We start from the raw sequence: 19747 nt of genomic DNA, 5'->3' as shown, positions 1-19747 counted from the left end.
GTGGTACCCCGTTGCTCCGCCAGCGTCAAGCATACGCAGAGCCGCCCTACCTCTTCGCCTTCTGCCCTTCGACGAAATGACGATCGATGGCGCGGGCGATCCCCTTGGCCAGCTTGAGACGGTAATCCGGCTGGCGCAGCAGCTTTTCCTCGGTCGGATTGGACAGATAGCCCAGTTCCACCAGGATGGACGGCACGTCGGGGGCCTTCAGCACGGCGAAGCCGGCGAAACGATGGGTGTTGCCCAACAGCGTGGTTTCGCGTCCCAATTCGGTGACGACACCACCGGCGAAACCGGCGGAGCGGTTCATGGTCTCGCGCTGGGCCAGGTCGATCAGAATATTGGCGACGTCGGCGGATTCGTGCGACAGGTCGATGCCGGCGATCAGATCGGCCTTGTTTTCCTTGTCGGCCAAGGTCTGCGCCTCGCCGTCCGAGGCGGTTTGCGACAGGGTATAGACCGACAGACCGGCCAATTGCGGATTGGCCACCGAATCGGCGTGCAGCGAAATGAACAGATCGGCACCGTACTGGCGGGCGATGGCCACACGTTCGCGCAGGCGGATGAAGACGTCGCGGTCGCGGGTCAGATGCACCTTGTAGCGACCGCCCTTTTCCAACTGCGCCTTCAATTCCCGCGCCATGGCCAGGGTGATGTGTTTTTCATAGATGCCCGACACCCCCAGGGCGCCGGGATCGACGCCGCCATGGCCGGGGTCGATGACCACCACCGCCTTGCCCTCGCTCCTCGGGCTGCGGCCCTGCAAGGCCGGTTCGGGGGCGGCGCGGGCCGGGGTGGCGGCTTCCTCGATCACCGGCTGGCGAAGGGCTGGCACCGGGGCCGGCTCCACCGGCGCCGACACCTCGACCACCGGGCGGGCCAGCGGCGGCGGTACCGGAGCCGACAGCATGGGAGAGCCGCTCGGACTAGCGGCCCCACCCTGCGGACGCTGGACCGGGATTTCGATCACCGGCTGGGCAACGACGACGGCGGGTGGTGCCGGTGGCGGGGTAACCTGCACCGGTGGCGACGGCTGGACCACGGGTTGCAGCACCTGTACCGGTTGCGGTACGGGAGCCGGCGTGACTTGGGGGGAATAGACGACGATGGCGCGGGGGGCTGCGCTTTCCGGCGGCGGCGCGGCGGCGAGCTGACGGGGCGCCGAAACATTGGACACCGGGCGGGCGGCGGCTAAAAAAGCGGTCCGGCTGGTCTTTTGCACGTCCACCACCAAGCGCCAACCCAAACCGTCGCGGGGCGGAATGGTGAAGGATGACTTGACCAGCGCCGGTTCCTTCAAATCGACGACGATGCGCCCCTGATCATAGCGCACCCCCTGGATGGCACCGAATGAGCGGCGGGCGGCGGCATCGTCGCCCCAATCCAGATCGCCGGCCTCAAGCACGATGCGATCGGGCGAGGCCTGGGCAAACGACGTGACGGTAAGATTGTCGGACAAGTCCATGACCACACGTGTCACGTTATCGGGGTGATTCCCCAGGCGGATGGAAGAGACACGAGCACGGGCAAAGGCCTCGGTCGCCGGCAGGGCCACCGTGGTCAGCATAGTCAGCGCCAACAAGGCGCACAGAAAAACCGATCTAGCCTTCATGCCCCTATTCTCTCTCAGATATGATTGAGCGAGCGTTAACGGGTATAGCGCAGACGAAATCTCAGCTTCAACTCAAAACGCTTTGATTCCCATGACTCTTCTTCCCAGTGTTGCCTTTTCGTCATGACCTAAGAAGATGATTGTGGAAAGCTGTCCGGGCGGCTATTTTGACAAGTGCAGGTATGCAGACCCGGACCCTCCCTCGGGACGGGTGGCGTGAAAGTTTCTGGCGCAGAGCGATTTTCGCCCGCGCAATCAGAGACTTAAGCCGTTTTGGGGCTGCCGCCTGCCGTCATAGACCCCTTTTGTGAAGCCGGGCGCGATGCCCGCCAGCAGGTTTTGCCCATGTCCGCATCTTGCGCTTTGACAATGGATTGCCCCGCAGGCGTCGCCGGCTTTGTGTCAGCATTTTCCCGCCATGGCACTGAGGCGCCTTTTGGTCTGGACATGGTCCGGGCCTGCGCTTCGCCGGCGGCGCCACGGAGATTAGGATTTAATGGTCAAGCGTATGCTCATCGATGCCACACACCCGGAAGAGACCCGGGTCGTTGTGGTCAACGGCACTCGACTGGAAGAATTGGACGTCGAGACCAGCGCCAAAAAGCAGCTTAAGGGCAACATCTATCTGGCGAAGGTGGTTCGCGTCGAACCGTCGCTGCAGGCCGCTTTCGTTGATTACGGCGGCAACCGCCACGGTTTCCTGGCCTTCAGCGAAATCCACCCGGATTATTTCCAGATCCCGGTGGCCGACCGTCAGGCCCTGCTGGCCGCGCAAAAGGCCGAGGCCATGCGCGAAAGCAGCCAGGACAGCGACGATGACGGCGCCGAAGACGGCAACGCCGAGGGCGAGAGCCAAAGTGATGCCGGCGGCGAAGCCGCCGAATCCGACGCCGCCCCGACCGAAAACGGCGACGAAGCCCCACCCAAGACAGTGGAAACCGTCGGCGGCGCCGACGAGGTGAGCGAGCAGGAACAGGAGCGCCGTCGCGCCCGCCTGCTGCGCAATTACAAGATTCAAGAAGTGATCAAGCGCCGCCAGATCATGCTGGTGCAGGTGGTCAAGGAAGAGCGCGGCAACAAGGGCGCGGCGCTGACCACCTATCTGTCGCTGGCCGGTCGCTATTGCGTGCTGATGCCCAACACCGCCCGCGGCGGCGGGGTGTCGCGCAAGATCACCAGCGCCACCGACCGTCGTCGCCTGAAGGCCATCGCCAGCGAGCTGGATTGTCCGGACGGCATGGCGGTGATCGTCCGTACCGCCGGTTCGGAACGGTCGAAGACCGAGATCAAGCGCGATTACGAATATCTGCTGCGCGCCTGGGACAGCGTGCGCGACCTGACGCTGAAATCGTCGGCGCCGTCGCTGGTCTATGAAGAAGCCAGCCTGATCAAGCGGTCCATCCGCGATCTTTACGCCCGCGACATCGACGAAGTGCTGGTGGACGGCGACGAGGGTTACCGTCTGGCCAAGGACTACATGCGCATGCTGACCCCCAGCCATGCCAAGAAGGTCCAGCCGTACAAGGATCCGGTGATGCCCATGTTCCACCGTTATCAGGTGGAAAGCCAACTCGACGCCATGCATTCGCCCATCGTGCAATTGCGCTCGGGCGGTTACATCGTCATCAGCCAGACCGAGGCCCTGGTGGCCATCGACGTCAATTCGGGCCGTTCCACCAAGGAACGTCACATCGAAGAGACGGCGTTCAAGACCAATGTGGAAGCGGCGGAGGAGATCGCCCGCCAGATGCGTCTGCGCGATCTGGCCGGTCTGGTGGTCATCGACTTCATCGACATGGAGGAAAACCGCAACAACCATGCGGTTGAACGCCGCCTCAAGGACGCGCTGAAGAACGACCGCGCCCGCATCCAGGTGGGCAAGATCAGCGCCTTCGGCCTGCTGGAATTGTCGCGCCAGCGTCTGCGCCCGTCCTTGCAGGAAACCACCTTCTCGCCCTGCCCCCATTGTGCCGGCACCGGTCTGGTGCGGGCGGTGGAATCGTCGGCGGTGCATGTACTGCGCGCCATCGAGGAAGAGGGCATCCGTCGCCGTTCGGCGGAAGTCACCGTCTACGTGCCGTCGCAGATCGCGCTTTATATCCTTAACCAAAAGCGCGACGCCCTGGCCGCCATCGAGGAACGCTACCAGTTCCGCGTCTATCTGCTGGGTGACGACGAACTGATCGCCCCCAACCTGCGCATGGAGCGGGTCAAGGCCGAGAATCGGCCCGAGGAACCCCGCCCCATCCCGGTGCAGGATATCCCGCTCAGCGTGCCGGAAGAGGACGAGGAAGCGGAAGAGGAAGCCGCCGAGGAAGAAGTCGTGGTCGAGGCCGGCGAAGCCGCCGCCGATCGTGACGGCGACACCGATGGCGAGGGCCGCAAGCGTCGCCGCCGTCGCCGCCGTCGTCGCAAGGGCGGCGAACAGGGCGCCGATCAAAATGCCGGAGGCGACGAGGATGGCGCCGAAGCCGACGCCGAGGGCGAGGCCGAAGGCATCGAATCGCCGGAAGGCGAAGCCAGCGCCGAAGATGGCGACGAGGATGGCGATTCCGACCGCGTCGAAGGCGAAACCGATGAAGAGCGCCGCAAGCGTCGCCGTGGTCGTCGCGGCGGCCGCCGCCGCCGCCGCAACCGTGACGACAGCGAAGCGCCGCAGGCCGAGGAAGGCAGCGTCCCCGACGTCTCGCTGATTTCCAACCCCGACGCCGTCGCCGACGTCTTCGCCATGGCTGAAGCCGCCGCCGAGGCGGAAGCGGAGGCCAAGGCCAACCCGGCTCCCGCCCAGGAGGCTAGCGCCACCGAAGGCGAGGAAAAGCCCAAGCGCAGCCGTGGCCGCGCCAGGACCAAGCCGGAAGGCGAAGAAGCCGCAGCGGAAACTGGTGACGAGGCCGGGGAAAAGCCCAAGCGCCGCAGCCGCGCCAAGGCCAAGCCGGAATCCGAAGAAACCGCGCCGGAACAGGGTGGCGAGACCGAGGAAAAGCCCAAGCGCCGTACTCGCGCCAAGGCCGAGCCGTCGGGGACCGCCGACGCCGAGGCGGCAGTGAAGAAGCCGCGTAGCCGTACCAAGGCCAAGGCCGAGGACAAGCCGGTGACGGAAGAACCCGCACTTGCCGCCGAGCCGGTGCCCGCGCCGCAACAAGCCGAACAAGCGGTCGCCGAACCGGTGATCGAGGCTGCGGCAGAGCCGGTGGCCCCCAATCCGGTCCCGGCTGAAGCGATTGAAGAAGCCCCGGCCCCGGCGGTTCCCGCCCGTCGCGGCTGGTGGAACAAACTGGTCGACTAAAAGTAATACCCGGTCTCGATGAGCTCGACTTATCGAGACCGGGTTAGGCGCGACCGCGCCGCGCGGCTTATGCCGCGGGAGGCAAGGGTTGCGGAGCAACCCGCCCGCCGCTGAGGGCGTCGCTGATCGGTTCCGATCAGCGGGATATGGTATGAATAAAAATCCCGCAGTCGGGTTGCCGGCTGCGGGATTTTTGTGTCTGCCAGGAGGTCATGCCGGCAAAACGGGTATGAGGGACGCGAGGAAAACAGACGTTTTCCTCAGCCCGTCAGGTCCGATGACTCAGCGACCGCCGTAATAGGAATAGGACGAGCCGCACTGAAAGGCGGCAACGCTGGGGGTCAGTATGCCGCAGCGCAGGGGCGTCCAGCTTTGCCCAAGCAGCCCGGCAACGCCGTGGCCGGTTCGGCGGCACTGAGTCTCGGCAATGGCCCGAACCTCTTCCGGCGTCGAATTCATGCTGGAATAGCAGACATAGCTGGTCGGGCCTTCAGCCGTATCGGGAACCAGGGGACGCGGAGAGGTGGAGCAACCGGCCAGCAAAAGTACGGCGACGGCGGCAAAAACGACATGCCTCATGGCGATCCCCTTTTCAATGATCCACTCCACCTTGCCTAACGCCAGCGGCGGCACTTGGCAAGCCCGTTCCGGATCAATAGCCGATCTTGGCCGCCAGGATCGCCGCCTGGGTCCGATTTTCGACGCCCAAGGCTCGCAAAATAGCGGTGACGTGCAATTTGACGGTGATTTCCGCCAGATTGAGATCGCGGGCGATTTCCTTGTTGCTCTTGCCCTGGCGCAGCATGGCCAGAACGTCGCGTTGGCGCGGGGTCAGCACGTTGCGGGCCTGATCGCGTCCGGCCACATCCGCGTTGGCCGAGGCAACTTCCAGACGGGGACTGAGATAGGTGTCGCCCGACAGCACCTGACGGATGGCATCCAGCATGGACGAACTGGACGAGGTCTTGGCGATATACCCCTGCGCCCCGGCATCCAGGGCCCGGCGCACGTCGGAGGGTGATTCGGAAGCCGAGATCACCACCAGATGCATATTGGGGGCGGCGCGGCATACCGCCTCGATACCGTCGAAGCCATCCATGCCCGGCATATTCAGGTCGACCAGACCGACATCAAACTCGCCACCGGCACGCAAGGCAGCGACCGCCTGGACAAAATCACCGGCCTCGACCACTTCCAAGGGGCCATCAACCAGATTTTCCAGTACCAGCCTGACCCCCTCGCGAAACAGGGCGTGGTCGTCGGCAAGAAGTACTCTCATCCCAGGTCTACCTTGTTGTTGGTCTGGCTGCGAGGCACATCTTAGTCATAGGCCGCTACAACCGGCAAGACACCTTTCCACCACTTTGCAAGAATTCCGCTTAGTGATAAAAAAGATGACCAGAAGGCATTTATTGACACACAAACAAAAGTATATGCTCGATCATTGTGAACAATGGAATTTGATGTATATCCATAGTTCTTTTGCAGGATGTACCATACGTAATCAGCAAAGGAACTGATGCGCAGGCATACAATTCCTACGGACAAAGTCAGCGATCTCGACCACATCCTGCCGTCGAAAGTACGGCTTACCCAACTCGGCCAAGCGGCGGCGTATCATCGGCTCCAGCGTGTCGGCAACCACGGCCTTGACCGTCGAATCGGTCAAGGCCAGCAGGGTTTCTCCCGTGACGTCATCCCATACTTCCAAACGGGGGTGAGGGGAAAACTTGAAGCCCTCGACCAGCACCAGATCCACCATCGCAACGTTTCTCAGCAGGTCCGGCAAGGCTGGTTGGGGATGCTGACCATGTTCATGCACGACGACCAACCGCCGAGGTGACGCCACCACATTTTCCACCGCGCCGCTTCCCCCCAGGGCCAAATCCTCAGGCCCGCCGAATTCAGGATGGTGGTGGGTATGCTTGATGGTGGCCACCGTCACACCTTGGGCGGTGAACACCGGCAATAACGCCGTGATCAAGGTAGTCTTGCCGCTGCCGCTCCAGCCGGCGATGCCGAAGATATCCATGGCCGATTTTAACCCGATCACCGTGGCGCAATCCAGCCCCGCATCCACGGCACATTGGTCGGGTCAACGTCGGGTGTTGACCTGGGCGGCGAAAAAGCGGCATGACAGTGACCATGTCCATCCCCGCCTATATCCCCATCCTGGCCGCCACCACCGCCGCGCAATCGCTGGTGTCGCTGGCCATGCTGTCGCCGGCGGCGGTGGCCCCGGCCATCGCCCGCGATCTCCAGGTCTCCGGCGCCATGATCGGCTGGTGGATCAGCATGGCTTATGGTGGCGCCATGATCACCTCGCTGTTGGGCGGCAACGCCGTGCGCCGCTTCGGCGCCACCCGCTCGACCCAGATCGGCCTGCTGCTGGTCTGCCTGGGCGGCGGCGCCATGATGGCCGGCACCCTGCCCCTGGCCCTGCTGGCGGCCTTGCTGACCGGCTTGGGCTATGGCATGACCAACCCGGCGGCGTCGCATCTGCTGGCCCGCAGCACCAGCCCGGAACGGCGTAATCTGGTGTTTTCCATCAAACAGACCGGTGTGCCACTGGGCGGCACTCTGGCCGGTCTGATCGCCCCGCGCCTGACCCAGGCCTGGGGCTGGCCGGCAGCCATGGCCAGCGTCGCCCTGACCTGCCTGGGGCTGGCATTGCTTTTGGCGTTGGCGCGGCATTCCTGGGACAGCGACCGCGACCCCAAGTCCCGCATGACCGGCAATCCATTCAGCGGTCTGGTGTCCATCTGGCGATCGCCGCGGCTGAAGGCGCTGTCGCTGACCGGCTTCGCCTATGCCGCCGTGCAATTATCCGTTTCCACCTTCGCCGTCACCATGCTGGTGACCGACCTGTCGTGGTCGCTGGTGGATGCCGGCTTGCTGCTGTCGGCGGTGCAGGTGGCCGGGGTGGTGGGCCGTATCAGCATCGGATCGCTGGCCGACCGTTTTTTCGGCGGTACCGGTACCTTGATCGGGCTGGGACTGGTCACCGGCATCCTGGCCCTGCTGACCGGGTTGCTGGCGCCGGATTGGCCGGCAATCATGGTCTTCGCCATCCTGGTGCCGTTCGGCGCCGCCGCCTTGGGCTGGAACGGCGTCTATCTGGCCGAATTGGCCCAATCCAGCGAACCGGCCAACATCCCCCGGGTCACCGGTGCCTCGCTGTTCTTCACCTATGGCGGCGTGCTGGTGGGACCGCCGGCCTTTGCCGGACTGCACACCCTGGTGGGGTCTTATACCGCCACCTACGCCCTGACCGCCCTGCCCGCCTTGGCCGGCGCCCTCATCCTGATGGCGGCACGGCGGCGCAACAGCTGATCAGGCGCGGATGGTGCGCAGAAAGCCATCCACCTCTTTCTTCAGATTGGCTGCCGGACCGGCCAGATCGTCGGCGGCCCACATCACCCGTACGGCGGCACCGCAATAACGCACCGCCGATTGGGTGACGCCGACCACGCCGGTGGTCACATCCTGACTGCCGGCGGTGACTTCATCGACGCAGCGCCCGATCTTTTCCGTCACTTCCGCCTGACGAGCAACGGCTTGCGCCACCTGACCAGCGATATCGTCCATGCGGCGGATGGCGGCGCCCACATCGCCGATGGCCGCCACCGTCTCGGCGGTGGCATTTTGGATGGCATTGATCTGGTCGGCGATCTCGCGGGTGGAATCGGCGGTCTTTTGCGCCAGATGCTTGACCTCGTCGGCGACCACGGCAAAGCCCTTGCCGGCCTCGCCGGCGCGCTGGGCCTCGATGGTGGCGTTGAGCGCCAGCATGTTGGTGCGCCCGGCAATGTCACCGATCAGGTTGATCACGCGGTCGATATTGCTGGCCACCTGGGACAGGCCGCCGACCTGGGCGTTGGTGCGCTCCAATTCACTGACCGCCTGGCGCACCACGTCCGAGGTGGCGCTGACATGGTGGGCGATTTCATCGACGCTTTCATTGAGTTCCGCCGCCGCCTCGGCCACCGCCGCCACGTTTTGCCGCGACCGCTGGGCCGCCTCGGCCACCGACAGCGAGCGACTGTCGCCGGCACGGTCGCGCCGGACCATGCGGGCGGCGGTTTCCTTGATGGCCTGGGCATTGGTGTCGACCGAATCGGCCACCGACTTGACCGCCTGCTCGAAATGATCGGCCAAGGCCAGCATGCGGGTGTGATTGACCGCCTCGGCCTCGGCGCGGATGGCTTCTTGTTCCTGTTGCAGCCGCACCATGGCGATGGCGTTGTCCTTGAACACCGCCACCGCCTTGGCCATGTCGCCGATTTCGTCCTTGCGGGCGATGCCGGGGACGACGACGCCGTGATCGCCGCCGGCCAGACGCTCCATGGCGGTTTCGATCAGCCGTACCGGTTGGGTGATGGAGCGGGCCAGCACCAAAGCCACCAGACAGAACGCCACCAAGGCGGTGACGTTGAAGACGGCCATCAGATTGGACATCTGGCGGCGGGCAGCTTCCTGCTGGGCCACCGCATTGGCCATGCCCGTGCGCGCATGGGTGAAGACCTGGGCCAGGATCGGGCGCAATGCGGTCGATTGACTGCGCAACGCGTCGACCTCGGCATTAAGGGCGATGGTCTCGGTGACGAAGGCTTCCAGATCGCGGCCATAATCGGCCAGCAACTTGGCCAGATCGTCCTGGGTCGATTTAGGCAGGGCCGAGGCGCTGAGATCGAAGGCGAACTGATTGCTGTAGCGGCGGTGATGGCCCAGATAGACTTCCTTGCCGTAGAGCATGAAGTTCTTTTCGGCGATGCGCATTTGCAGCAATTCGGGCAGCAGCGGCCCCACATTGGGCCACATCTTCAATTCGTCCTCGACCGCCTTGACCGAAGACGCCAACTGACCGCGCAGGCCACCCGACGCGGTCAGGCCCAAAACCTCGGCCCGGCGCTTGACCACCTGGAAGCGTTCGGCCAATTGAGCGTAACCCTGACGCAGCGCCGCCACCTGGGCGACCAGATCGGCGGCGCCCGGCAGGTTTTCCATCTTCTCCAGGCTGGCAGCGATAAAGGCGATCTCTGCCTCGTAGGCCTGAGCCGAGTCCTGGTCGCGCTCGCGCAGGAAATGCTCTTCGTGATTTTGCAGAGCCGCCGCCTTGGCCCGGACATCGCCGGCCAGATCGTTCAGCCGGCGATAATCGTCCTGAGCCACCAGCAAGGCGTCGATACGGCCCTCGACCACATGAAAGATGGTGGCGAAGGCCAAGGCACCGACCAGAGCCAAGCCAACCAGCAGGCCGAAGCGGATACGGATGGAAAGATCGCTGAGAATGGGCAGGTCGCCACTGCGCCACGACTGGACGGCGCCACGCAGGAAATCAAAGGAAATGGAGGGGGCCAACCCGCCGGGAAAGGCAATGGCCAGGGCCGATTCTGCTTTTTTCACCGATAGCTTCCGTCCGTCGATGTGTGGACGCAGACTATAGGCGGCAGCCGTGACAGTACGGTGACCAAGTCCTGAAGCTTCGGTTAAACTTGTGCGCTTCCCGTGCGTAGGATCAATTGCGGATGCCGGCGGCCCTCAGGATGCCCCCCAGCCGATGAGTGGCGGTCAGATCATCCATCAGCTTTTCCATGGTCGCCACGGCGATGGGGCCGCCCTGACGCACCAACACCCGATGTTCATAGGTCTGATCCAGCCGTTGCGATATCAACAGACGGTCGCGGGCCTTGGGATTATCCTGCAGATAGCCATGCAGGTAGGCATCGGTGACAACGGCGATGTCGCGGCGGCCATTGAGCACCAGTTCGATGCTGGAACGATGGGAGTTGACCAGCTTGATGTCGAATTTTCGGGCCAACCTCTCGGGGTCGGCGTCGAAATCAGCAAAGCCGTAATGATAGCCCAGGATACCGACCAGGGATTTGCCCGACAGATCGGCGAAATAATCCTGGCCGCGTCCCTCCTCGGCCTGGGCGATATAGACCTCGCCGCCACGCAGGAAGATTTTGGTGAAATCCACCGGAAAACCCTGGGCCTGCCACTCCCATTGCGGGCTTTCAAAGAACATGACGTCGAAACGGCCCTCGACCACATCGCCATAACGGCGCCGGGCCGCCACCGGCACGAACTCGAAGCGGTACTGCGACTGCATCTGGTTCAGAGCATCGATGATCTGCGGCACCAGGGCGGGACGACCATCCTTGCCGACATCGACGAAAGGCGGGAAATCATAGCCGCCCACACGCACCACCTGCGCCGCCTGGACCGATACGCCCCAAACCAGCGCGAGGACAACCACCAATCCCGCCAACACTGTGCGCATTCATCCCTCCAGCCGCCGCCATGTGCACAAAGACACACCAAAGTTACGGTTAAAGCAACCCCTGATCCATTGCCCCAATCCCGCCATCTTTCCACCAAAAGCCTGCCGCAAGCGGGGACTAGGCTGAAACCATCGATCGTTTTTCGGCGGATACGATCATGAGCTACCCCTTGTTCGACACCGGCTACACCTTGTGGATTTCTGATGTGGACACCCGGCTGATGGAGCGTTTCGGCCTGTCGGCCAAGACCTTGGGCATTGACCATGGCCTGCTGCGTGACGGCTATTACCGTGGGGTGTCGGCGGCATCGGTCTATGATCAGGTGCGGGCGTCACTGGAACAGGAGCATAAGGCGGCCTGAACGAAGCGGTTGTTTGCCTGTAACGATAATAGGACCATTGCCCCGGCGCCTTGTCGTGATAAAACTGAAGACAACGAAAATAAACGTCCAAGGAGCATGCCAGGTGCCGCAAAACTGGCGGGGTCCCCTTCCCTGGCTGGCCATGGCCTTTGCCGCCAATGTCGCCGCCATCGGCGCCGCGGCGTATCTGCTGGGGCAAGGCGTCGTTGACCGCGAGGAGCTGCGTGCCCTGGCCATGATCGCCGTGGCCGGGTCGGCGCTTATGTTCGTACTGGCGTGGAAGATCATCGACTTCGCCGTCATGCGCGGGATCAAGCGCATGGCCGCCGAAATCCGCGCCATCGCCCATGGCGGCAATCGCAGCGACATCGAGGCGGCGCGTTATCCGCTGCTGGCGCCGTTGCCCGATTCGGTCAACCAGATCATCGCCAAGATGATCCAGGCCCGTCAGGAACTGGCCGAGGGTCTGAAAAGCGCCACCGGCAAGGCCGAGGAAAACTCCAACCGCCTGGCCGCCATCCTGAACGACCTGCACGAAGGCGTGGTGGTGTGCAACCTGCGCCACCAGATCGTTTTGTACAATTCGGTGGCCATGGACATGCTGGCCGGCATCGGCCCGGTCGGCCTGGGCCGATCCCTGTTCGAGACGGTGACGCGCGAGGCGGTCACCCACATGCTGGAAGTGCTCACCCACCGCCCGGAAATGGGCAGCCGCGGCACGCCGTTTCTGGCCAGCGCCGCCGACGGCACCACGCTGTTGCAGGCGCGCATGTCATTGATCCGCACCAATGACGGCGACGCCACCGGCTATGTCATCACCATGGTCGACGCCAGCCCGCAGGTGGCGGCGCTGTCGCGGCGCGACGCCTTGCTGCGCGAGGTGGCCGAAGGCCTGCAATCACCGTTGATCCGTTTGCGCATCGCCGCCAACAACCCGGTCATCGTCGAGCGCGAGGCGGCAAACATCGAAGCCGCCATCAAACGCGTCACCGACGGCTATCAGCGCGCCCTGTCGGGCTGGTGGCCCATGGCCGATCTGCATTCCGCCGATCTATTCGCCTTTGTCGCCCAACGCTTCGACCAATCAACGGTCAAGGTCACCGTCACCGGCTTGCCGGTATGGCTGCACGCCGATTCCCATTCGCTGGCCCTGACCATGGAAGCCATGATCCGTCAGATTTCCGACCGCTTCAATCTGGCCGAGGTCGATCTGGCCGCTGCCGAGGACGAAGCCGGATCATGGGTGGAAATCGGCTGGGCCGGCTCGACCGCCGCCAAACCGGCGCTGGATGGCTGGCTGGCCCAACCGCTGCACAGCCTGGGCGGCATGCGGGTGCGCGATGTGCTCGACCATCATGCCGGTGCCGAAATCGTGCAGGAACACCGGGCCGGTCGGTCATGGCTGCGCCTGCCCATGCGCAAGGGTATCGAACAGCATTACCAAGCTAAGGTCGCTGCCCTGCCGACCCGCCCCGAATTCTATGACATGGCGTTGTTGGACGCTGCCCGCGACATCGGCGAAAAGGGTCGCCAGCCCTTGCGCAGCCTGACCTTCATCGTCTTCGACACCGAAACCACCGGCCTGCAACCCAGCCAAGGTGACCAGATCGTGCAGATCGGCGCCGTGCGCATCGTCAACGGTCGCATCCTGTCGGGCGAAAGCTTCAACCGCATCGTCAATCCGGGTCGGGTCATCCCACCGGAAAGCATCAAGTTCCACGGCATCACCGACGACATGGTCAAGGACAAGCCACCCTTGGGCGTGGTGCTGCCGCAGTTCAAGGCCTTTGCCGCCGACGCGGTCCTGGTCGCCCACAACGCTGCCTTCGACCTGAAATTCCTGCGCATGAACGAACGGCAATTCGGCCTGAAATTCGACAATCCGGTACTGGACACCATGATGCTGTCCAATTATCTGGACGGCCCGGAAACCGGCCATTCCCTTGACGCCATCTGCGACCGCCTGGGCATTTCCATCACCGACCGCCACACCGCCCTGGGTGACGCCATCGTCACCGCCGCCGTGCTGCTCAATCAGATCGACGCCCTGGAAAGCCGCGGCATCACCACCTTGGAACAGGTGGTCAAGGAATTGGATATGAACATGGCGCTGCACGAACGCCAGCGGGCGTTTTAGGTACCCGGGGAAAAGTACACCGAGGCAAAGCCGAGGGACTTTTTCACGGTCGACGTCTTAGCCCGCCGCCGCGCTGATGGTGGCGACGATGTCGTCGACCACGGTGTCGACCAAGGCCTTGTCCTCGCCCTCGGCCATCACCCGGATCAGCGGTTCGGTGCCCGACTTGCGGATCAGCACCCGACCGGTGCCGTTCAGCCGGGCCTCGCCGGCGGCGATGGCCGCCTGGACACCGTCCAACGCCAGCACCGCATCGGGCTTGCCGGCGACACGGACATTTTTCAAAACCTGGGGAAACGGATCGAACAGGTGCAGCACTTGGCTGGCCGGCTTGTCCGCCTCCACCAGCGCCGCCAGCACCTGCAACGCCGCCACCAGGCCGTCGCCGGTGGTGGAATGGTCGGACAGGATGATGTGGCCCGATTGTTCGCCGCCGACGTTGAAGCCGTCACGGCGCATGCGCTCCAGCACATAGCGGTCGCCCACATTGGTGCGGTGCAAGTGCAGACCGTGACCAGCCAGATGCTTTTCCAGCCCCATATTGGACATGACGGTGGCGACGATGCCGCCGCCGGTCAATTTGCCGGACTTGGCCAGGGTCAGGCCGATCAGGCCCATGACCTGATCGCCGTCGATGACCGTGCCCTTCTCATCGCACAGCACCAGACGGTCGGCGTCGCCATCAAGGGCGATGCCCAGATGGGCGCCATGGGCCACCACCTGGGTCTGCAACGTCTGGGTATGCAGCGAGCCGCAATCCTTGTTGATGTTGAAGCCGTCGGGCGACACTGCCAGCGGGATCACCTCGGCCCCCAGTTCCCACAACACGGTGGGGGCGACCTTGTAGGCGGCGCCATTGGCGCAATCGACGACGATCTTCAGCCCATCCAGACGCAGACCACGGGGAAAGCTGCTTTTGGCGTATTCGATATAACGACCGACGGCGTCATCCAGGCGCTTGGCCTTGCCCAGATGGTCGGAACCGACGCGATAGGCTTCCAGACCGTTGAACATCTTGTGTTCGATCTCGATCTCGTCCTCGTCCGACAGTTTGAAACCGTCGGGGCCGAACAGCTTGATGCCGTTATCCTGATAGGCATTGTGCGAGGCGGAAATCATCACGCCGAGATCGGCGCGCAACGACCGGGTCAGCATGGCCACCGCCGGGGTCGGCAGCGGCCCCAACAGCACCACGTCCATGCCCACCGCGATGAAACCGGCGGTCAGCGCCGGCTCCAGCAGGTAACCGGACAGACGGGTGTCCTTGCCGATGACCACCATATGGCGGTGCTCGCCCCGGGTGAAATGCCGACCGGCGGCCATGCCCAGCTTCAACGCCATCTCGGCGGTCATGGGGTCGATATTGGCCGTACCCCGGATGCCATCGGTGCCGAACAGCTTGCGCGTCATGAAAAGCCATATCCCCGGATCAAACGAAGGTGATTGGATAGCGCCAAAGAGTGTCTTTTGGAAGGTTTTTCGCGCGGTATAATGCCGCCCATGTCACCCACCGACGCCCTGGTCCTGTTTTCCGCCTGTGCCGCCGCCATGGCCAGCCCCGGTCCGGGCATCGCTGCCCTGGTGTCGCGGGCGGCCAGCGTCGGCATTGCCGGATCGCTCCCCTTCATCGCCGGCATGATCGCCGGTGATCTTGCCCTGTTCGTCGCGGCCATGCTGGGACTGGCCGGCCTGGGGGCCGCGTTTTCATCCTGGATGCCCATCATCTCTGCCGTGGCTGGCCTGTGGCTGCTATGGCTGGGCTGGAAACAATGGCGCGCCGCCGATGCACCGCTGGATGAGGGCTGCTCGTCCTCGGCCTCGTTCCTGGCGGCGTGGCTGCTGACCATCGGCAACCCCAAGACCATCATCTTCTATATGGCGCTGCTGCCGGTCGTCATCGGCCCGCAAGGACTGACCCTGGCCGATGCCGTCCTCGGCGCCGGTATCGTCGCCACCACCTTGGCCGCAATCATGCTGGCCTATGCCGGGTTGACCCAAGCGGCCATGGGATTTTTGCGGCACCCCCGCCCCTTACGCCGGCTGTGCGCGGTGATCATGGCTGGGGTTGGGCTGGTGCTGCTGGCGCGGGCCGGGATCAGCGTCTATTAATGATCCGGACGTTTGCTTGCAGGATCATTCATGCCCGCCTTTCTGACCACCCATGACCATTATCTGTTGGCCGCCATCGCCCTGTTCGGCACCTTAGGGGCGGCCGGGCTGTTTCTATGGCTGGCGCATCGGTCGCGCTTCGCTCAATTGATCAGCCAATATCGCGGCCTGTCGCCGCCTTTCGTCAACGTGGCCGGCGTGTTGTTCGCCCTGACCCTGGCCTTTCTCGCCAACGACACCTGGAACGCCCACGACCGCGCCGTCACCGCCGTCTACCACGAAGCCGGCGGCCTGCGCTCGATCCTGGCGCTGTCCAGCCCGTTGCCACCGGCACAGCACCAGATGGTGCGTGGTGCGGTCGGCACCTATGCCGACAGCGTGGTGACGCAGGAATGGCCGTTGCTGGCCAAGCGCCAATCGTCGGAAGCCACCGCCCAGGCCCTGGCCACCTTGCTTGAGGTGCTGGCCCGGCCCGAGGTGGCCCAAGCCCTGGCCCCGGCCACCCATGGCGAGATCCTGCAACAGGCGGTGGCGGTGCGCGACGCCCGCGAACAGCGCATCTCGCTGTCGCAGACCCATGTCAACCCGTTGAAATGGCTGGGTATGGCTTTTCTGGGTCTGCTGACCATGCTTTCCATCGCCATGGTCTATGTGGACCAGCCGAAGGCGGAAATCCTGGCGGTGGCCCTGTTCGCCGCCGCCGCCGCGCCGACGGCGGCCATCGTGCTGATCCAGGGCAATCCGTTCCAACCGCCCAGTGCCGCCTCTGCGGCCCCGATCAAGGCTCTAAGCCCGCGCGGCGTCTGAGCGGGCCCGTCCACGAGCACGACACGCAAAACCTAAGCAGCAGCGGACATTGCCTGCCAGATTTTGACCGCCTGCACGGTTTCAGCGACGTCGTGGACGCGCAGGCATTGCATGCCGGCGTTGAGCCCGGCCAGATGGGCGGCCAGGGTGCCGGGCAGACGGTGCTGCGGCGTCTCGCCCTGACTGAGATGGGCGACGAAGGTCTTGCGGCTGGCCGCCAGCAGCAGCGGACAGCCCAAGCCATGCAGCAGCGGCAGAGTCGCCAGGATCTGGGCATTATGAGCCGCATTCTTGCCGAAACCGATGCCGGGATCGGCCATGATGCGGGAACGGGGAATACCGGCAGCCTCGCACACGGCAATGCGGGAAGCCAGATAGTCATACACGTCCAAGGGCGCGCAGGTATAACGCGGATCGGCCTGCATGGTTTGCGGCTGGCCTTGCATGTGCATCAAAATCACCGCCGCCCCGGACTGGACCGCCACCTCCAGACTGCCCGGCCCTTCCAGGGCGGTGACGTCGTTGATGATCCGGGCCCCTGCCGCCAGCGCCGCCTGCATCACCGGGGCGTGGCGGGTATCCACCGAGACGGTGACCTTCCATTCGGCCAAGGCGCGGATGATCGGCTCGACCCGCCGTATTTCCTCGTCGATTGAAACCGGTTCGGCCCCGGGGCGAGTGGATTCGCCGCCGACATCGATGATGTCGGCGCCGGCTTCGACCATGGCCAGGGCATTGGCGATGGCGGTCTGCGCCACCAGATTGCGCCCGCCATCGGAAAAGCTGTCGGGAGTGGCATTGACGATACCCATGATACGCGGGCGGTCCAGGGACAGCCCGGCCCACTCGGCGCGGCGGGCACCGATGCGCTGAACCACTTGGCCGATGTGGCGGGCCATGTCCTCACCCTCGGCCTCGGCCCAGGCGACCAGTTCGGCATAAGGGGCCATGCCGATCCAATTTTGCCCGCCTTCGGCCCAGACGATACCGGCGCTGGTGAAGGCCAGCTTGCCATCGGCCAGGGGCCAGCCATGGCCGCCGATGATCGCCGCCGCCGCCGCTTCGCCCGCCACGATGCCGGAGGGAAGCACATGCACCCGGGGCGCATGCACGAAGCCCCGCGGCAAGGCGGGGCTTCGGCGAAACGCGGATGTCACCGGGACGATCACGGCCCGGGCTGGGGTTCGGGGTCGAGCCCAGCGGTGGGGATGCCCGACGACGGTACCGAGCCGCGACGCGGCCCACCGCCATTGTCCTTGGGCCGCACATAGCCACCGTCGCGAATAAGCGGCTCGCCCCGGATCAGTATGTCGATCTCGTCCTTGGACAAGGTCTCGTATTCCAGCAGGCCACGGGTGATGGCCTCGAGCTCGTCGCGATGCTCGGTCAGAATCTGGCGGGCCTTGCGCTCGCCTTCCTCGACAAAGTTGCGCACCTCGGCATCGATCAGCATGGCGGTGTTGTCGGACATGCTCTTGTGCTGGGTGACCGAATGCCCCAGGAACACCTCTTCCTGGTTTTCGTTATAGCGCAACGGCCCCAATTTATCGGAGAAGCCGAACTCGGTGACCATCTTGCGGGCCATGCCGGTGGCCTGCATGATGTCGTTGGAGGCGCCCGAATTCAGGTGATCCTCGCCATAGATCAACTGCTCGGCCACCCGACCGCCGAAGCACACGGCGATGCGGGCCTCGAAGAACTTCTTGGAATAAGACAGGCGGTCACGTTCCGGCAGCGACATGGTCACCCCCAAGGCGCGACCGCGCGGGATGATGGTGACCTTGTGCAGCGGATCGGAATGGGGCATGTGCAGGTTGACCACCGCATGACCGGCCTCGTGATAGGCGGTGGCTTCCTTTTCCGCCTCGCTCATCACCATGGACCGGCGCTCGGCCCCCATCATCACCTTGTCCTTGGCCGATTCGAATTCCATCATGGTGACCACGCGCTTGCCGGCACGGGCCGCCAAAAGCGCAGCCTCGTTGACCAGATTGGCCAAATCGGCGCCGGAAAAACCGGGGGTGCCTCGGGCGATGATGCGGGGTTCAACGTCGGGGGCCAGCGGCACCTTGCGCATGTGAACCTTCAAAATCTTCTCGCGGCCCAGGATATCGGGGTTGGGGACCACGATCTGACGGTCGAAGCGACCGGGACGCAGCAGCGCCGGGTCTAGCACGTCGGGGCGGTTGGTGGCGGCGATCAGGATGACGCCTTCGTTGGATTCGAAGCCGTCCATCTCCACCAGCATCTGGTTCAACGTCTGCTCGCGCTCATCGTTGCCGCCGCCCAAGCCGGCGCCACGATGGCGACCGACGGCGTCGATTTCGTCGATGAAGATGATGCAAGGGGCATTCTTCTTGCCCTGCTCGAACATGTCGCGCACGCGGCTTGCGCCGACACCCACGAACATCTCGACGAAGTCGGAGCCCGAGATGGTGAAGAACGGCACGTTGGCTTCACCGGCGATGGCGCGGGCCAGCAGGGTCTTACCGGTACCCGGCGGGCCGACCAGCAGGCAGCCCTTGGGGATCTTGCCGCCCAGGCGCTGGAATTTCTGCGGGTCTTTCAGGAATTCGACGATTTCCTCAAGCTCCTGCTTGGCTTCGTCGATGCCGGCCACGTCCTCGAAGGTGATGCGGCCCTGCTTTTCCGTCAGCAGGCGGGCCTTGGACTTGCCGAAGCCCATGGCCTTGCCGCCGCCCGATTGCATCTGGCGCATGAAGAACACCCAGACGCCGATCAACAGCAGCATGGGGAACCATGACACCAGGATGCCCCACAGGGTCGGCTGGTCGTCGGCGGGGGGAACGGCGGAAATCCGCACGCCCGATTCGCGCAACTTGGGCACGATATTGGCTTCGGGCGGCATATAGGTCGAGAACGGACGGTTGTCGGAATAATGTCCGGTCACCGTATAGCCCTGAATGGTCACGTCGGCGACGCGCCCGCCATCCACTTCGGCCATGAAATCCGAGAACGCCACCTGCCCCATGCCGCGCTGCGGCGCCGAGGTTTGAAACAGGTTGAAAAGCATCACCAGAAGCAGGGCGATGATGATCCACAGCGCCAGGTTCTTGCTGAAATTCAAGGTCAAACCCTTCCCGGTAAGCGGCGCCAATGATGCGCCGGCAAATAACAGCGTTCCCTA

15 protein-coding genes are annotated in these 19747 nt (G+C 64.0%); 6 read left to right on the top strand and 9 right to left on the bottom strand.

What is annotated here, in order from left to right; genetic code table 11:
• Positions 1-46 precede the first annotated feature (46 nt).
• Positions 47-1612, bottom strand: a complete 1566-nt coding sequence (locus MGMSRV2_RS21840; protein ID WP_024079051.1) for an N-acetylmuramoyl-L-alanine amidase — start codon at positions 1610-1612, stop codon at positions 47-49.
• 496 nt (positions 1613-2108) lie between these two features.
• Here MGMSRV2_RS21840 and MGMSRV2_RS03965 point away from each other — a divergent pair, with 496 nt between their 5' ends.
• The gene (locus MGMSRV2_RS03965; protein WP_024079050.1) at positions 2109-4898 is read left to right on the top strand and encodes an Rne/Rng family ribonuclease; all 2790 of its coding nucleotides are present in this window, start codon (positions 2109-2111) and stop codon (positions 4896-4898) included.
• A 282-nt stretch (positions 4899-5180) separates the two neighbouring features.
• On the opposite strand, the gene MGMSRV2_RS03960 is transcribed toward MGMSRV2_RS03965, so the two are convergent.
• The 3 genes from MGMSRV2_RS03960 to mobB all read right to left on the bottom strand — a co-directional run bounded on the left by MGMSRV2_RS03960 (position 5181) and on the right by mobB (position 6978).
• Complete coding sequence (locus MGMSRV2_RS03960; protein WP_041634031.1) at positions 5181-5477, bottom strand: lipoprotein; 297 nt, start codon at positions 5475-5477, stop codon at positions 5181-5183.
• A gap of 73 nt (positions 5478-5550) precedes the next feature.
• A complete protein-coding gene (locus tag MGMSRV2_RS03955; RefSeq protein WP_024079048.1) occupies positions 5551-6177 on the bottom strand; it encodes a response regulator in 627 nt (208 codons plus the stop codon).
• A 225-nt stretch (positions 6178-6402) separates the two neighbouring features.
• Positions 6403-6978 (bottom strand): molybdopterin-guanine dinucleotide biosynthesis protein B, encoded by a 576-nt coding sequence (gene mobB / locus MGMSRV2_RS03950; RefSeq protein ID WP_024079046.1) that lies wholly within the window; start codon positions 6976-6978, stop codon positions 6403-6405.
• 53 nt (positions 6979-7031) lie between these two features.
• Here mobB and MGMSRV2_RS03945 point away from each other — a divergent pair, with 53 nt between their 5' ends.
• The gene (locus MGMSRV2_RS03945) at positions 7032-8231 is read left to right on the top strand and encodes an MFS transporter (RefSeq protein ID WP_024079045.1); all 1200 of its coding nucleotides are present in this window, start codon (positions 7032-7034) and stop codon (positions 8229-8231) included.
• Here the strand turns inward: MGMSRV2_RS03945 and MGMSRV2_RS03940 are convergent, their stop codons facing one another.
• On the bottom strand, positions 8232-10304 hold the full coding sequence (locus MGMSRV2_RS03940; RefSeq protein ID WP_024079044.1) for a methyl-accepting chemotaxis protein: 2073 nt from the start codon (positions 10302-10304) through the stop codon (positions 8232-8234). It lies immediately after the preceding gene.
• Positions 10305-10416: 112 nt separating this feature from the next.
• A complete protein-coding gene (locus tag MGMSRV2_RS03935) occupies positions 10417-11184 on the bottom strand; it encodes a substrate-binding periplasmic protein (protein WP_024079043.1) in 768 nt (255 codons plus the stop codon).
• Between the two features lie 158 nt (positions 11185-11342).
• Between MGMSRV2_RS03935 and MGMSRV2_RS03930 the strand changes: the two genes are divergently transcribed.
• Positions 11343-11546 (top strand): hypothetical protein, encoded by a 204-nt coding sequence (locus MGMSRV2_RS03930; protein WP_024079042.1) that lies wholly within the window; start codon positions 11343-11345, stop codon positions 11544-11546.
• A 103-nt stretch (positions 11547-11649) separates the two neighbouring features.
• Positions 11650-13683: a 3'-5' exonuclease gene (locus tag MGMSRV2_RS21835; RefSeq protein ID WP_024079041.1), complete on the top strand. Its 2034-nt coding sequence runs from the start codon at positions 11650-11652 to the stop codon at positions 13681-13683.
• 57 nt (positions 13684-13740) lie between these two features.
• Here the strand turns inward: MGMSRV2_RS21835 and glmM are convergent, their stop codons facing one another.
• Positions 13741-15093 carry a phosphoglucosamine mutase gene (gene glmM / locus MGMSRV2_RS03920; protein WP_024079040.1) on the bottom strand — a complete coding sequence of 451 codons (1353 nt, stop codon included), beginning with the start codon at positions 15091-15093 and terminating at the stop codon, positions 13741-13743.
• 90 nt (positions 15094-15183) lie between these two features.
• On the opposite strand from glmM, the gene MGMSRV2_RS03915 reads away from it, so the two are divergent.
• Complete coding sequence (locus MGMSRV2_RS03915; RefSeq protein ID WP_158497729.1) at positions 15184-15792, top strand: LysE family translocator; 609 nt, start codon at positions 15184-15186, stop codon at positions 15790-15792.
• A 30-nt stretch (positions 15793-15822) separates the two neighbouring features.
• Complete coding sequence (locus MGMSRV2_RS03910; protein WP_024079038.1) at positions 15823-16599, top strand: bestrophin-like domain; 777 nt, start codon at positions 15823-15825, stop codon at positions 16597-16599.
• A 32-nt stretch (positions 16600-16631) separates the two neighbouring features.
• Here the strand turns inward: MGMSRV2_RS03910 and folP are convergent, their stop codons facing one another.
• A complete protein-coding gene (gene folP / locus MGMSRV2_RS03905; RefSeq protein WP_242410712.1) occupies positions 16632-17696 on the bottom strand; it encodes a dihydropteroate synthase in 1065 nt (354 codons plus the stop codon).
• 68 nt (positions 17697-17764) lie between these two features.
• Positions 17765-19687, bottom strand: a complete 1923-nt coding sequence (ftsH, locus tag MGMSRV2_RS03900) for an ATP-dependent zinc metalloprotease FtsH (RefSeq protein ID WP_024079036.1) — start codon at positions 19685-19687, stop codon at positions 17765-17767.
• Between the last annotated feature and the right edge of the window lie 60 nt (positions 19688-19747).

Origin of the sequence: Magnetospirillum gryphiswaldense MSR-1 v2, assembly GCF_000513295.1 — a bacterium.
GTDB classification, from domain to species: Bacteria; Pseudomonadota; Alphaproteobacteria; order Rhodospirillales; family Magnetospirillaceae; genus Magnetospirillum; species Magnetospirillum gryphiswaldense.
Note: the sequence above shows the minus strand (reverse complement) of the source record. Positions and strands in the feature narration are given on the sequence as shown.